Below are 13,578 nucleotides of genomic sequence, written 5' to 3'. Positions count from 1 at the left end.
GTTTTGTCTCCGTTTCCAGAGGTCGGGTCGTCGAATGCAGAAGCTTTTCTCGTGGGCCAGCAAATGGTGGCCGGGGTTGATCCCCCTTGCCGTCATGTGGGGATTTGCGGCCTGGAATAATACCTTACCGGTCGAGGCTGATCTGTCGGCCCGCAGCTCGGCTGCGCTGAAGGACACCGTTCTGGACAAGACCCGGATCGCGGTCGACGGCCGCGACGTCAGCCTGGCCGCGGACGCCTTCTCCGAGGAGGGGCGCCGCGACGCAGTGATGGCGGTCGAAACCGTGCCCGGCGTGCGGCTGGTCGACGACCGGACCCGCCTCGTTCCCGAGGCCAAGCCCTTCGTGTGGAATGCCGAGCGCGACGTGGTGCGGGTGACGCTGTCGGGCTCCGCGCCGCTGCCATCGATGAGGGCCCGGCTGACCGAGGCGGCCCGCAAGGAAGTCGGCGGCGTCGAGGTCGCCGACCAGATGGGGCTGGCGCGCGGGGCGCCGCCCCGGTTCGAAGCCGCCGCGATGCTGCTGCTGGATCAGATCGGCAAGCTGAAGGACGGCAAGATCACGATCACGGACACCAAGGTCAATCTGTCGGGCATGGCGCGTGAGCTCGGCGGCCGTGAGGCGATCGCGGCTGCGCTGAAGAACCTGCCCGAGGGTTTTTCGATTGCGGCCAACGAGATCAAGGCGCCGCCCTACATCTTCCAGGCCTACAAGGATCCGGTGGCTGCGACGGTGACGCTGACCGGCTATGTTCCGGACAACAACGTCCACGCCGCGATCGGCACCAGCGCCTCGCGAAAGTTCTTCACCGAAAAGGTCGTCGACAATCTCAAGGCCAGTATCGGCGCCCCCGGCTCCTTCAGCACGGCTGTTATCGCCGCGCTCGGCGCGCTGTCGCGGCTGTCGACCGGCACGCTGGTCGTCTCCGACCGCGAGGTGAAGCTCTCGGGCGATGCGCTCTACGAGGGCGCCGCCAACGAGATGCGCGCAGGCCTCGGCAAGGACTTCCCGAAGAACTGGCAGTACAAGCCGGAGATCACGGTGAAGCCCGCCGCAGGCCCGGTCGACGGCACCGTGTGCCAGCAATTGTTCTCGGAGCTTCTGACCAAGGGCAAGATCCGCTTCGCGAACAGGCGCGCGGACATCGATCCTGACTCGGCCGGCATTCTCGATCGCCTCATCGAGACTGCGCTGCGCTGCCCCACCACCAATATCGAGGTCGTCGGACATACCGACGCCGATGGCGAGGATGCCTTCAACCAGGCCCTTTCGGAAAAGCGCGCGCAGGCGGTGATCGACTATCTGGTCAAGGCGGGCCTTCCTGCCAGCCGCTTCACCGCGGTCGGCCATGGCAGCACGCAGCCCGTCGCCGGCAACGACACCGATGAAGGCAAGGCGCAGAACCGCCGCATCGAATTTCTGGTGAGGTGACGATGCCTTATCTCGTCTCGTTCCATCTGGGCTGGCTGATCGGCTCGCTGCTGCTGGGCTTCTGCATGGGCTGGATCTCGGTGGTCCAGCGCGGCAACGGCACCTCGAAGGTGATTGCGCGGTGGCTCGCAGTGCTTGCCGCCGCCCTGGTCGCGGCCTCTCTCACCCATGTGGTCCCCGGTCGCTTCGGCTACTGGCTCGACCTCGGCCTGATCATGTTCGCCTGCTATCTCGTCGGCGGCACGATCGGAGCGTGGCTGCGCGATCGGGTGGTCTCGCGTACCGCGCCGCCAGCCGCTGTGTGATGTTGCTATGCACCCTCACGCGCGGGACGGGGTGTGCTCCGCCGCGGCCTTTCGGCGCATTGGAAAACCGGGACCTGGCCGCTCCAGTCACCCCTCTTTCAACAGGCAGGCCGGCTCCATAGATTGACGTTGGCTTAAGGCGTGACGGAACATTGTGCGGCCGAAATCATCAAAACTTCATGGCCCCTGCGCAGGATCGCCTGGAGATTCGCGCCAAGCCTTGCCGACGAAAGCGCCAAACCCTGCACTGGGAGCTGCAACCCTGCCTAAAATACTGAAGGCACGTGTTTTTGTTCGAATTGGCGAATTCCACTTCGGCCGAAAACGCGCTAGTGGAGGGGCAGGGGGCATGCGCGATTCCGGCGCCGGCGGCGAGGGTTCGTTGAATGCCTGCGCGTCCGCCTGTCCGCCGGCCACCCTGGCCGCTGAAGCGTTGTTCGAGGTCTAGATGCTGGAAGCCATACGCAGGGCGACGACGTTTCTGCGCCAGAAGCAAGTCCTGCATAAGCTTGGAGTCGTGATCAGCATCGCGGTCATCGGCATCGCTTGCTACGTGCTCTACCACATGCTGCGCGGCATTGATTTCAACGAGGTCCTCGAAGCGATCAAGAGCACTGAGCCGAGCCAGATTGCGATGGCGGCGCTATTCGTCACTGCGGGCTATTTCACGCTGACCTTCTACGACCTCTTCGCCACGCGCGCGATCGGCCATGCCCATGTGCCCTATCGCATCAACGCGCTCGCGGCCTTCACCAGCTATTCGATCGGCCACAATGTCGGCGCCTCCGTCTTCACCGGCGGGGCGGTGCGCTACCGCATCTATTCGGCCTATGGGCTCAACGCGATCGACGTCGCAAAAATCTGCTTTCTCGCCGGCCTGACCTTCTGGCTGGGCAATGCCGCGGTGCTCGGCCTCGGCATCGCCTACCATCCGGAGGCGGCAGCCTCGATCGACCAGCTGCCGGTCTGGCTGAACCGGACACTGGCGCTGATGATCATCGTGGCGCTGATCGGTTACGTGATCTGGGTCTGGAGCCAGCCGCGGGTGGTCGGCCGCGGCCCTTGGACGGTGGTGCTGCCGGGCGGCCCGCTGACGCTGCTCCAGATCGCGATCGGCATCGTCGATCTCGGTTTCTGCGCGCTGGCGATGTATGTGCTGGTCCCCGACGAGCCCAATCTCGGCTTCGTGATGGTCGCGGTGATCTTCGTCTCGGCGACCCTGCTCGGCTTCGCCAGCCATTCACCCGGAGGCTTGGGGGTGTTCGATGCCGCCATGCTGGTCGGGCTCTGGCAGATGGACCGCGAGGAGCTGCTGGGCGGCATGCTCCTGTTCCGCGTCCTCTATTATCTGTCTCCGTTCGTCTTATCTGTAATCTTGCTGACGTTTCGAGAGGTTATAATCGGCGCCCGATCGAAGCGCTTGCAACAGGCGGCGCTCAAGCTGGACCCCGGCCCGGCGCCTGAAGCCGCCTATGTGAGAGAGCGCAGCGACAGCGGCGCCTGACCGGTGTCAGGTCCTTAAGGACAGTCCCCAGGAGAAGTCCGCCCCGATGGCGATCGACGCCCCCTCTTCTCCCTCCGCCCAGCCCTGGTCCGATCGGCTGCGGCACTCGACCATCATCCTGATCGCCGCGGCGCTGGCGCTGTCCGTCGTGGTCTCGCTCGGCGAATTGTCGGCGCTGCACGCTGCAATCGTGTTCCTCTGCATCGCGGCGGCTGCCTTGATCCCGTGGCGGCTGCACGATCCCGCCACCTCCCGCGACGACGTCAGACGCATCAACCCGGTCGAGAGCGCGGCGGTGGCCGCGGTGGTCGCCGGCATGCCGGATCCGGCGGTGCTGCTCGACCGGGCCGGCCGCGTCATCCACCTCAACGCCGCCGCCGCCCAGCTCGCGCCGGCGCTGCGCAAGAACGAGCTCGCCCAGTTCGCGCTGCGCTCGCCGGAGATCATCACCGCGCTGCGCGAGGCCATCGCGACCACCGAGCCGCGGCGCGCGACCTATCTCGATCATGTTCCGGTTGATCGCTGGATGGAGCTGATCATCACGCCGGTACCGGTGCCGACCAGCTTCGGCGGCGCCGACAAATGCATGCTGATGACCTTCCACGACCAGACGCCGCTGCGCCGGGTCGAGGAGATGCGCGCCGACTTCGTCGCCAATGCCAGCCACGAGCTGCGCACGCCGCTGGCGGCGCTGTCGGGCTTCATCGATACGCTCCAGGGCCAGGCCAAGGACGATCCCAAGGCGCGCGAGCGCTTTCTCGGCATCATGCACAACCAGGCCACGCGCATGGCGCGCCTGATCGACGATCTCTTGTCGCTGTCGCGGGTCGAGCTGTCGGCCCATGTCCGGCCCGACACCCTGGTCGATCTCGTCCCGATCATCCGTCAGGTCGCCGACGGGCTCGAGCCGCTGGCGCGCGAGCGTCAGGTCGAGGTGGACATCCACCTGCCGGAGCCGCCGGTGATGATCGCGGGGGACCGCGAGGAGCTGCTCCGCCTGTTCGAGAACCTGATCGAGAACGCGCTCAAATACGGCGCCTCCGGCGGGCGCGTCATCGTGTCGCTGACCTCGAGCGCCGCCGCTGACGGAACTCAGGAAATCCGGGTCATGGTCCGCGATTTCGGCCCGGGCATCGCGCCGGAGCACCTGCCGCGGCTGACCGAGCGCTTCTATCGGGTCGACGTCGGCGACAGCCGCTCGCAAGGCGGCACCGGGCTCGGGTTATCGTTGGTGAAACATATCCTTAACCGTCATCGCGGCCGCCTTTTGATCGAAAGCGTGCCCAGGCAGGGCGCCACCTTCACCGCCTGTTTTCCCCAGATCAAGACTCCGGTTTGATTGGAAACGCAAGCCATTTCAATTGCTTGGTGTCGTCATCCAACTGTCACGAAACCTTCGTAAAAGCACAGCCGACCGCCCCTAAAGCGGCGGCGCGGGGAGCGCGATCGGGCGCGGATGGCGCTTCGCTCCCCTGTATGGAGACCAGCATGAATTTCCTCAAAACCATGGTCGCTGCCGGCTTGGTCGCCGCATCGACGACGGTAGCCTTTGCGGCCGACATCACCGGTGCCGGCGCGACGTTCCCGTTCCCGATCTATTCGAAGTGGGCTGACGCCTACAAAAAGGAGACCGGCAACGGTCTGAACTACCAGTCGATCGGCTCGGGTGGCGGCATCAAGCAGATCCAGGCCAAGACCGTGACCTTCGGCGCCACCGACGCGCCGCTCAAGGCCGAGCAGCTCGAGAAGGACGGCCTCGTCCAGTGGCCGATGGTGATGGGTGCCATCGTCCCCGTCGTCAACATCGAGGGCGTGAAGCCGGGCGAGCTGGTGTTCGACGGCGAGACCCTGGCCAACATCTATCTCGGCAAGATCACCAAGTGGGACGATGCCGCGATCAAGAAGCTCAATCCCAACGCGAAGCTGCCGTCAGAAGCCATCACCGTGGTCCGTCGTTCGGACGGCTCGGGCACCACCTTCAACTTCACCAACTATCTCTCCAAGGCCAGCGCGGACTGGAAGAGCAAGGTCGGCGAGGGCACCGCGGTCGAGTGGCCGGTCGGCGTCGGCGCCAAGGGCAACGAGGGTGTGTCGGGCAACATCAGCCAGACCAAGAACTCGATCGGCTATGTCGAATACGCCTATGCCAAGCAGAACAAGCTCACCCACACCGGTCTCGTCAACAAGGCCGGCAAGCCGGTGCAGCCGACCGTCGAGGCCTTCCAGGCGGCCGCCTCCAACGCCGATTGGTCCAAGGCTCCCGGCTATTACGTCATCCTGACCGAGCAGCCCGGCGAGAAGTCCTGGCCGATCACGGCGGCGACCTTCATCCTGATGCACAAGTCCGCCACCGACAAGGCGGCCGCGCAGGAAGCGATCAAGTTCTTCCGCTGGGCCTTCAAGAACGGCGGCAAGATGGCCGAGGAGCTCGACTACATTCCGATGCCGGACAGCGTCGTCCAGCAGATCGAGAAGACCTGGGCTGCCGAGATCAAGAGCTAAGGCGCTATATGTGTCCCGGACACGGTTCCGGGACGCTGCAAGATCTCCGCTCCGGATCGGCCTCCTGCCGCATCCGGAGCGCGCCACCAACAACAAGCGTACATAAAACGGGTATAGGGGATCGGCGTGGCTGAGATGGCTGTTGAGAGCAATGTGATTGATGCTGCCGGTCCATATGATCGCGCCAAGGCCTTGAGCGCGTTCAAGCTCGGCGACGTCACCTTCTACTGGATCACGCGGTTGTCCGCGATCTCGGTGCTGCTGATCCTCGGCGGCATCATCATCTCGCTGATCGTCGGCGCCTTACCGGCGATCCAGGAGTTCGGCATCTCCTTCCTGTGGACGCAGCGCTGGGCGCCCTCGGCCGATCCGCCGGTGCTCGGCGCGCTCGGGCCGATCTACGGCACGCTCGTCACCTCCTTCATCGCGATGCTGATCGCCATTCCCGTCGGTCTCGGCATTGCGATCTTCCTCACCGAGCTCTGCCCGCAATGGCTGCGCCGCCCGATCGGCATGGCGGTCGAGCTGCTCGCCGGCATCCCCTCGATCATCTACGGCATGTGGGGCTTCTTCGTGCTCGGCCCGTTCCTGGCCAACACCTTCCAGCCTTTCATGATCAGGGTGTTCGACGGCGTCCCCGTGCTGGGCGCGATCTTCGCAGGGCCCCCGTCCTATCTCAGCCTGTTCAACGCCGCGCTGATCCTCGCCATCATGGTGCTGCCCTTCATCACCTCGATTTCGGTCGACGTGTTCAAGACGGTGCCGCCGGTGCTGAAGGAAGCCGCCTACGGCGTCGGCTGCACCACCTGGGAGGTCGTCCGCAGCGTGGTGATCCCCTACACCCGCGTCGGCATCATCGGCGGCGTCATGCTGGCGCTGGGCCGGGCGCTCGGCGAGACCATGGCGGTGACCTTCATCATCGGCAACTCGTTCCGGATCTCCTCGTCGATCTTCGCGCCGGGCACGACGATTTCGGCGGCGATCGCCTCCGAATTTGCCGAGAGCGACGGCCTGCACCAGTCCGGCCTGATCCTGCTCGGCCTCCTGCTGTTCGTGCTGACGTTCTTCGTGCTCGCTGCCGCCCGTTTGATGCTGCTGCGCCTCGAAACCAAGGCCGGGAAGTGAAGCCATGAACCCGATCTATTCGCGCCGCCGCCGCTGGGACATCGTCATTCGCGGCCTCTGCATCGCAGCCGCCGCCTTCGGCGTCACCTGGCTCGCGCTGATCCTGGTCACGCTGCTCTACAACGGCTTGGCCGGGCTCAACCTCCAGGTCTTCACAGCTGACACGCCGCCGCCCGGATCGACCGAGGGCGGCCTGCGCAACGCCATCGTCGGCTCGTTGATCATGACCGTGATCGGCGTCGGCATCGGCGCGCCGCTCGGCCTGTTCGCCGGCACCTATCTCGCCGAGTACGGCCGCAACGACAAGCTGACCTCGGTGATCCGCTTCATCAACGACATTCTCCTGTCGGCACCCTCGATCATCATCGGCCTCTTCATCTATGGCGCGGTGGTGGTGCCGATGCGCGGCTTCTCGGCGATTGCGGGCGCGCTGGCGCTTGCCGTCATCGTGATCCCGGTCGTCGTGCGCACCACCGAAGACATGCTACTGCTGGTGCCGAATCCGTTGCGCGAAGCTGCCAGCGCGCTCGGCCTGCCGCGCTCGCTGGTGATCAAGCGCATCGCCTATCGTGCCGCGCGCTCCGGCCTCATCACCGGCGTGCTGCTGGCGACCGCCCGCGTCGCCGGCGAGACCGCGCCGCTGTTGTTCACGGCACTGTCGAACCAGTTCTTCAGCCTCGGCCTGAACAAGACGATGGCGAACCTGCCTGTCACCATCAACAACTTCGTGCAGAGCCCCTACGAGTATTGGAAGCAACTCGCCTGGAGCGGCGCGCTGTTGATCACCCTGACCGTGCTTGCCCTTAACATTGGCGCGCGCATCCTTGGCGCCGAGAGGACTGCAAAATGAGTGAAATGTCTGTTTCCGTCAGCGCACCGTCCGTTCATCCCGGCTCGCAGCCCCTGCCCGAGGCGCCCGCCAAGGTCACGGCGCGCAACCTCAACTTCTACTACGGCGACCACCACGCGCTGAAGAACATCAACCTGGCGCTCGGCACCAACCGCGTCACGGCGTTCATCGGCCCGTCCGGCTGCGGCAAGTCCACCCTGCTGCGCATCTTCAACCGGATGTACGACCTCTATCCGGGCCAGCGCGCCGACGGTCAGCTGTTGCTCGACCATACCAACATCCTCGACCCCAAGCTCGACCTCAACCTGCTCCGCGCCCGGGTCGGCATGGTGTTCCAGAAGCCGACGCCGTTCCCGATGACGATCTACGAGAACATCGCCTTCGGCATTCGTCTCTATGAGAAGATCTCCAAGTCCGAGATGGACGACCGCGTCGAGAAGGCGCTGCGCGGTGGCGCGCTGTGGAACGAGGTCAAGGACAAGCTCAATGCCTCCGGCCTGTCGCTCTCCGGCGGCCAGCAGCAGCGCCTCTGCATCGCCCGCACCGTCGCGGTGCGGCCCGAGGTGATCCTGTTTGACGAGCCCTGCTCGGCGCTCGACCCGATCTCGACCGCCAAGGTCGAGGAGCTGATCCAGGAATTGTCCGAGAACTACACGATCGCGATCGTCACCCACAACATGCAGCAGGCGGCGCGCGTTTCCGACAAGACCGCCTTCATGTATCTCGGCGAGTTGATCGAGTTCGACGACACCAGCAAGATCTTCACGTCGCCGAGCGATCGGCGCACGCAGGATTACATCACCGGCCGGTTCGGCTGAGGAGACGGAACATGGGTTCTGAACATACCGTAAAGGCTTTCGACAGCGACCTTCAGGAGCTCACCCGCCTGGTCGCCGAGATGGGCGGCATCGCCGAGCGCATGATCGTCGATTCCGTCGACGCGCTGATCCGCCGCGACGTCGCGCTCGGCCAGCGCGTCGTCGCCACCGACGTCGAGCTCGACGCGCTGCAGAAGCGCATCGAGGAGCGCGCCGTGCTCACCATCGCCCGCCGCCAGCCGATGGCCGTCGACCTGCGCGAGATCGTCGGCGCGATGCGCGTTGCGACCGATCTCGAGCGCATCGGCGATCTCGCCAAGAACATGGGCAAGCGCGTCGCGGCGCTGGAGACGGATTTCCATCCGCTCAAGCTGTTCCGCGGCCTGGAGCACATGACCGACCTCGTGCAGCAGCAGGTCAAGTCGGTGCTGGACGCCTATGCCGCGCACGACCTGCCGGCGGCGATGGCGGTGTGGAAGGGCGACGAGGAAGTCGACGCCATCTGCACCTCGCTGTTCCGCGAGCTCCTCACCTACATGATGGAAGATCCGCGCAACATCTCGTTCTGCATCCACCTGATGTTCTGTGCCAAGAACATCGAGCGGATCGGCGACCACGCCACCAACATCGCCGAGACCGTGTTCTACATGATCGAGGGCCAGGCGATCACCGACAAGCGGCCGAAGGGCGACATGACGACCTTCGCCACGACGGTGCCGAACACCTGACGACTTAAGGAGCTACGACCACATGGGCGCACGCATTATGGTGGTTGAGGACGAGGAAGCTCTCACCGAGCTTCTTCGCTACAACCTCGAAGGCGACGGCTATGACGTCGAGACGGTGATGCGCGGCGATGACGCCGACACCCGCCTCAAGGAGCACATTCCCGATCTGATCGTGCTCGACTGGATGCTGCCGGGCCTGTCAGGCATCGAGCTGTGCCGGCGGCTTCGGACCCGCCCCGAGACCAAGCAGCTGCCGATCATCATGCTCACCGCGCGCGGCGAGGAGAGCGAACGGGTGCGCGGGCTCGCGACCGGCGCGGATGATTATATCGTCAAGCCGTTCTCGGTGCCGGAACTGCTTGCGCGCGTGAAGGGCCTGCTCAGGCGTGCGAGTCCCGAGCGCCTCGCCACCGTGCTCGCCTATGGCGATATCGAGCTCGACCGCGACAAGCGCCGCGTGGCGCGCTCGGGCCGGCCGATCGATCTCGGTCCGACCGAATATCGCCTGCTGGAGTTCTTCCTGGAGCATCCCGGCCGCGTGTTCTCGCGCGAGCAGCTGCTCGACAGCGTCTGGGGCCGCGACATCTACATCGACGAGCGCACCGTCGACGTCCATATCGGCCGCCTGCGCAAGCTGCTCAACCTTGGCCGCGAGCAGGACCCGATCCGCACCGTCCGCGGCGCCGGCTACGCGCTGGACGATCGCTTCGCGAAGGCTGAGCAGACGTAAGGCGCCAGCGACAGCTGGTTTGGCGAACTGCGGCGCCGATCTCGGCCGTCATCCCGGGGCGCGCGCAGCGTGAGCCCGGGATCTCAGCGCGAGCGCTTGCGCTATTCGCGATTAGCCACAGGACGTGGTTTGGCGAAGACTCGGAGTGACCATCTCGCGCAACGATTGCGCCCCGCGGTTACGGATCCCGCATTCGCGGGGATGACACCGAGCGATTGGGAGCCGTCATCGTGTGGCGGCTGCAGTCTTGGCGATCAAGCTTGGCGATCAAAGCTTGGCGATCAGGGAATTCCGCAAGCTCACCGCGTGCCCGGTTTCGGTGCTGCGCGACGGCGATCCGCTGCGGGCTGATAGGCCACGCGCGAATGCTGGGCACAATAGGGCAGGCCGGAGAGCGCCTTGCCGCCGCAGAAGAAGAAATCCGGGCTCGAGGGATCGCCGACCGGCCAGTGGCAGGTCGCCTCGTTCAATTCCAGCAGCGACAGCCGCTGGCTCATCGGCACCACGTTGTCGTAGGTAACCGGCTCGGCTTCCAACTCGACCTCGAAGGCCTGCGCCAACGCGGTGTTGCCGCGCGCGACGGGGCGGGTCACCCGCATCATATGCTGCGCGGGCCGTGCCTTGCGCGGCCGCGGCGCTGCCGATGAAGGGCTCTTGGCGCGGCCGGACAGGCCGAGCCGGTGCACCTTGCCGATCACGGCATTGCGGGTCACATTGCCGAGCTCCGCCGCGATCTGGCTGGCCGAAAGTCCGGCCTCCCAGAGCTTCTTCAGCTGCTCGACGCGATCATCGGACCAGGTCAAAACCGTCATTGCACCCTTTCCCTCGCTGCGGGCCTGCCATCCTGGGGCCTTCGCAGCGAATGCTTTAGCCTTGAAAAACCCGTGCCGTCAGAATCCCTTAAGGCTCGCCGGGCGCGCTCAAGACGCCCGAACGTTTACGCCGGTACATGAGGACTTCTGGGATCAGAACTGCTGCACGAGATGTCGTATCTGACAGTCCAAACGCTACAATATGGCGTGACTCCCGCGCAAGAGTCCGCCGACTCGCTTCCACATGTTCCGTGGTGAAAAACCCGCAAAATCGGCACCGCAAGACTACGGAATCAGCGTTTCGCGAGGCTTTCCGGGCGGCATTGACACCCGTCTTGCCAGGCATAAGATAGTGCCACGTGCCGCCCTTAAAAGGCGGCACGTTTCGTTTTCCGGGGCCGGTCGATGGTGCGTCGCGCAATGCATGCCTCACACCGTCCGCAACATTCAAGTGACGTCATGACTAACAGCGCAGCGCCGCATTTGCTCCCCGTTTTCGCCAGGGCCGACCTCGGTTTCGAGCGCGGCGAAGGCTGCTGGCTGATCGCGACCAACGGCGATCGCTATCTCGATTTCACCTCGGGTGTCGCGGTGAATGCGCTCGGCCATGTCCATCCCGCGCTGGTCAAGGCGTTGCAGGAGCAGGCGACCAAGCTCTGGCACATGTCGAACCTGTTCCAGAGCCCTGACGGCGAGAAGCTCGCAAGCCGCCTCTGCAATGAGAGCTTTGCGGACTTCGTGTTCTTCTGCAATTCCGGCGCCGAGGCGCTGGAAGGCGTGATCAAGCTGGTGCGCCACCATCACTTCTCCAAGGGGCATCCGGAGCGTTACCGCATGATCACCTTCGAGGGTGCCTTCCATGGCCGCACGCTGGCGACGCTCGCCGCCACCGGCTCTGCGAAATATCTCGAGGGCTTCGGTCCGCCGATGGACGGCTTCGATCAGGTGCCGCACGGCGATCTCGACGCCGTGAAGAAGGCGATCGGTCCGCACACCGCCGGCATTCTCATCGAGCCGATCCAGGGCGAGGGTGGCGTTCGTTCTGCACCTCACGCCTTCCTGAGGGCGCTGCGCGAACTCTGTAACGAGCGCGGCCTGTTGCTCGCCTTCGACGAGGTGCAGACCGGCATGGGCCGCACCGGCGAGCTCTTTGCCTACAAGCGCACCGGCGTCACACCGGATGTGATGTCGCTCGCCAAGGCGCTCGGCGGCGGCTTTCCGATCGGCGCGGTGCTGGCGACCGCGGACGCGGCGGCCGGCATGGGGCCCGGCTCGCACGGCTCGACCTTCGGCGGCAATCCGCTCGCGATCTCGGCTGCCAATGCCATGCTCGACGTCATGCTCAAGCCCGGCTTCTTCGACCACGTGCAGAAGATGTCGCTGCTGCTCAAGCAGAAGCTCGCCTCCGTGATCGATCGTCATCCCGAAATCGTCAGCGAGGTGCGCGGCGAGGGCCTGCTGATCGGTATCAAGGCGGTGGTGCCCTCGGGCGATCTCGTCGCGGCGCTGCGCGCCGAAAAGCTGCTCACCGTCGGGGCCGGCGACAATGTCGTGCGCTTCCTGCCGCCCCTGATCGTCACGGAAGCGGAGATCGAGGACAGCGTCGGCCGGTTAGAGCGCGCCTGCGCTGCGATCTCCTCCAGCCAGACCAAGCGGGCGGCAAGCTGATGAGCACGACGCCCAACAAAGCCCCCAAGCACTTCCTGGACATCAACGAGCTGCCGCTCTCGGAGCTCAAGAGCATGCTCGCCGCCTCTTCGGCGATGAAGGCGAAGCAGAAGGCGCAGCAGCCGGTCAGGCCGCTCGAAGGCAAGACGCTGGCGATGATCTTCGAGCGTCCCTCGACCCGCACCCGCGTCTCGTTCGACGTCGGCATGCGCCAGCTCGGCGGCGAGGCGATCATGCTCACCGGCGCCGAGATGCAGCTCGGCCGCGGCGAGACCATCGCCGACACCGCGCGGGTTCTGTCGCGCTATGTCGACGCCATCATGATCCGCATCCTCAACCATGATGCGCTGCTGGAGCTTGCGGCCAACGCCACCGTGCCCGTCATCAACGGCCTGACGCGGCGTTCGCATCCCTGCCAGGTGATGGCCGACCTCATGACCTATGAGGAACATCGCGGCCCGATCGAGGGCAAGACGGTGGCCTGGACCGGCGACGACAACAACGTGCTGGCGTCCTGGGCCCATGCCGCCGAGCGCTTCAAATTCCAGCTCAATGTCGCAACGCCGCCGGAGCTCGCACCGAAAAAGGCCATGCGCGACTGGATCAAGGCGACGGGCGCGCCGATCGTGCTCGGCACCGATCCGGAAGCCGCCGTGCGCGGCGCCGATTGCGTCGTCACCGACACCTGGGTGTCGATGGGCGACAAGGAGGGCGAGCACCGCCACAACGTGCTCAAGCCCTACCAGGTCAATGCCAAGCTGATGTCGCTGGCGAAGCGAGATGCGCTGTTCATGCATTGCCTGCCGGCCCATCGCGGCGAGGAGGTCACCGACGAGGTGATCGACGGGCCGCAATCGGTCGTGTTCGATGAGGCCGAAAACCGCCTGCACGCGCAGAAGGGCATCTTGGCCTGGTGCTTCGACGCGGTGAAGTAGGCCCGCCAGAGGCCCCGCTGCGGCCTCACACGCAATTGTCGTCCCGGACAAGCGCGCCAAAAGCGCGCGCAGATCCGGGACCCATAACCACAGGAAGTCGTTTGGCGAAGACTCGGAGTTGCCATCTCGCTCGATGACGTGGTCCTGTGGTTATGGGTCCCGGGCTCGCGCG

13 protein-coding genes are annotated in these 13,578 nt (G+C 65.2%); 12 read left to right on the top strand and 1 reads right to left on the bottom strand.

Going from position 1 to position 13,578, the window contains the following annotated elements:
• Positions 1 to 34: 34 nt before the first annotated feature.
• From I6F21_RS13115 to phoB, 10 genes are all read left to right on the top strand, one after another.
• Positions 35 to 1,429 (top strand): OmpA family protein, encoded by a 1,395-nt coding sequence (locus I6F21_RS13115; protein WP_036020406.1) that lies wholly within the window; start codon positions 35 to 37, stop codon positions 1,427 to 1,429.
• A 2-nt stretch (positions 1,430 to 1,431) separates the two neighbouring features.
• The gene (locus I6F21_RS13110; RefSeq protein WP_036001688.1) at positions 1,432 to 1,734 is read left to right on the top strand and encodes a hypothetical protein; all 303 of its coding nucleotides are present in this window, start codon (positions 1,432 to 1,434) and stop codon (positions 1,732 to 1,734) included.
• Positions 1,735 to 2,182: 448 nt separating this feature from the next.
• Positions 2,183 to 3,238, top strand: a complete 1,056-nt coding sequence (locus I6F21_RS13105) for a lysylphosphatidylglycerol synthase domain-containing protein (protein WP_036001683.1) — start codon at positions 2,183 to 2,185, stop codon at positions 3,236 to 3,238.
• A gap of 46 nt (positions 3,239 to 3,284) precedes the next feature.
• Complete coding sequence (locus I6F21_RS13100; protein WP_036020408.1) at positions 3,285 to 4,577, top strand: ATP-binding protein; 1,293 nt, start codon at positions 3,285 to 3,287, stop codon at positions 4,575 to 4,577.
• A gap of 149 nt (positions 4,578 to 4,726) precedes the next feature.
• Complete coding sequence (gene pstS / locus I6F21_RS13095; protein WP_036001732.1) at positions 4,727 to 5,740, top strand: phosphate ABC transporter substrate-binding protein PstS; 1,014 nt, start codon at positions 4,727 to 4,729, stop codon at positions 5,738 to 5,740.
• A gap of 135 nt (positions 5,741 to 5,875) precedes the next feature.
• Positions 5,876 to 6,865 carry a phosphate ABC transporter permease subunit PstC gene (gene pstC, locus I6F21_RS13090; RefSeq protein ID WP_036020411.1) on the top strand — a complete coding sequence of 330 codons (990 nt, stop codon included), beginning with the start codon at positions 5,876 to 5,878 and terminating at the stop codon, positions 6,863 to 6,865.
• A 4-nt stretch (positions 6,866 to 6,869) separates the two neighbouring features.
• Complete coding sequence (pstA, locus tag I6F21_RS13085; RefSeq protein WP_036001676.1) at positions 6,870 to 7,715, top strand: phosphate ABC transporter permease PstA; 846 nt, start codon at positions 6,870 to 6,872, stop codon at positions 7,713 to 7,715.
• Positions 7,712 to 8,533 carry a phosphate ABC transporter ATP-binding protein PstB gene (gene pstB / locus I6F21_RS13080; RefSeq protein ID WP_036020413.1) on the top strand — a complete coding sequence of 274 codons (822 nt, stop codon included), beginning with the start codon at positions 7,712 to 7,714 and terminating at the stop codon, positions 8,531 to 8,533. Before pstA ends, pstB begins: the two co-directional genes overlap by 4 nt.
• Positions 8,534 to 8,544: 11 nt before the next feature.
• Positions 8,545 to 9,261: a phosphate signaling complex protein PhoU gene (gene phoU, locus I6F21_RS13075; protein WP_036001670.1), complete on the top strand. Its 717-nt coding sequence runs from the start codon at positions 8,545 to 8,547 to the stop codon at positions 9,259 to 9,261.
• A gap of 22 nt (positions 9,262 to 9,283) precedes the next feature.
• Positions 9,284 to 9,991 carry a phosphate regulon transcriptional regulator PhoB gene (phoB, locus tag I6F21_RS13070; protein ID WP_008143479.1) on the top strand — a complete coding sequence of 236 codons (708 nt, stop codon included), beginning with the start codon at positions 9,284 to 9,286 and terminating at the stop codon, positions 9,989 to 9,991.
• Between the two features lie 299 nt (positions 9,992 to 10,290).
• Here the strand turns inward: phoB and I6F21_RS13065 are convergent, their stop codons facing one another.
• A complete protein-coding gene (locus I6F21_RS13065) occupies positions 10,291 to 10,803 on the bottom strand; it encodes a GcrA family cell cycle regulator (RefSeq protein ID WP_036001664.1) in 513 nt (170 codons plus the stop codon).
• A gap of 459 nt (positions 10,804 to 11,262) precedes the next feature.
• Here I6F21_RS13065 and I6F21_RS13060 point away from each other — a divergent pair, with 459 nt between their 5' ends.
• Both I6F21_RS13060 and argF read left to right on the top strand, forming a co-directional pair.
• Entirely contained in the window at positions 11,263 to 12,471 is a 1,209-nt protein-coding gene (locus I6F21_RS13060; protein ID WP_036020415.1) for an aspartate aminotransferase family protein, read from the top strand.
• Positions 12,471 to 13,406 (top strand): ornithine carbamoyltransferase, encoded by a 936-nt coding sequence (gene argF / locus I6F21_RS13055; RefSeq protein WP_036001658.1) that lies wholly within the window; start codon positions 12,471 to 12,473, stop codon positions 13,404 to 13,406. Before I6F21_RS13060 ends, argF begins: the two co-directional genes overlap by 1 nt.
• Positions 13,407 to 13,578 lie beyond the last annotated feature (172 nt).

The sequence above is a fragment of the Bradyrhizobium sp. NBAIM03 genome, from assembly GCF_020194055.1.
Lineage (GTDB): Bacteria > Pseudomonadota > Alphaproteobacteria > Rhizobiales > Xanthobacteraceae > Bradyrhizobium > Bradyrhizobium yuanmingense.
This window is presented reverse-complemented; position numbering and strand designations above follow the sequence as displayed.

Bases quoted from the DNA above. Each gene is read 5' to 3' on its own strand.
- I6F21_RS13110 (WP_036001688.1), top strand. From the start codon at position 1,432: ATGCCTTATCTCGTCTCGTTCCATCTGGGCTGGCTGATCGGCTCGCTG.
- phoB (WP_008143479.1), top strand. From the start codon at position 9,284: ATGGGCGCACGCATTATGGTGGTTGAGGACGAGGAAGCTCTCACCGAG.
- pstC (WP_036020411.1), top strand. From the start codon at position 5,876: ATGGCTGTTGAGAGCAATGTGATTGATGCTGCCGGTCCATATGATCGC.
- I6F21_RS13100 (WP_036020408.1), top strand. From the start codon at position 3,285: ATGGCGATCGACGCCCCCTCTTCTCCCTCCGCCCAGCCCTGGTCCGAT.
- argF (WP_036001658.1), top strand. From the start codon at position 12,471: ATGAGCACGACGCCCAACAAAGCCCCCAAGCACTTCCTGGACATCAAC.
- I6F21_RS13115 (WP_036020406.1), top strand. From the start codon at position 35: ATGCAGAAGCTTTTCTCGTGGGCCAGCAAATGGTGGCCGGGGTTGATC.
- pstA (WP_036001676.1), top strand. From the start codon at position 6,870: ATGAACCCGATCTATTCGCGCCGCCGCCGCTGGGACATCGTCATTCGC.
- I6F21_RS13065 (WP_036001664.1), bottom strand. From the start codon at position 10,803: ATGACGGTTTTGACCTGGTCCGATGATCGCGTCGAGCAGCTGAAGAAG.
- I6F21_RS13105 (WP_036001683.1), top strand. From the start codon at position 2,183: ATGCTGGAAGCCATACGCAGGGCGACGACGTTTCTGCGCCAGAAGCAA.
- pstS (WP_036001732.1), top strand. From the start codon at position 4,727: ATGAATTTCCTCAAAACCATGGTCGCTGCCGGCTTGGTCGCCGCATCG.
- phoU (WP_036001670.1), top strand. From the start codon at position 8,545: ATGGGTTCTGAACATACCGTAAAGGCTTTCGACAGCGACCTTCAGGAG.
- I6F21_RS13060 (WP_036020415.1), top strand. From the start codon at position 11,263: ATGACTAACAGCGCAGCGCCGCATTTGCTCCCCGTTTTCGCCAGGGCC.
- pstB (WP_036020413.1), top strand. From the start codon at position 7,712: ATGAGTGAAATGTCTGTTTCCGTCAGCGCACCGTCCGTTCATCCCGGC.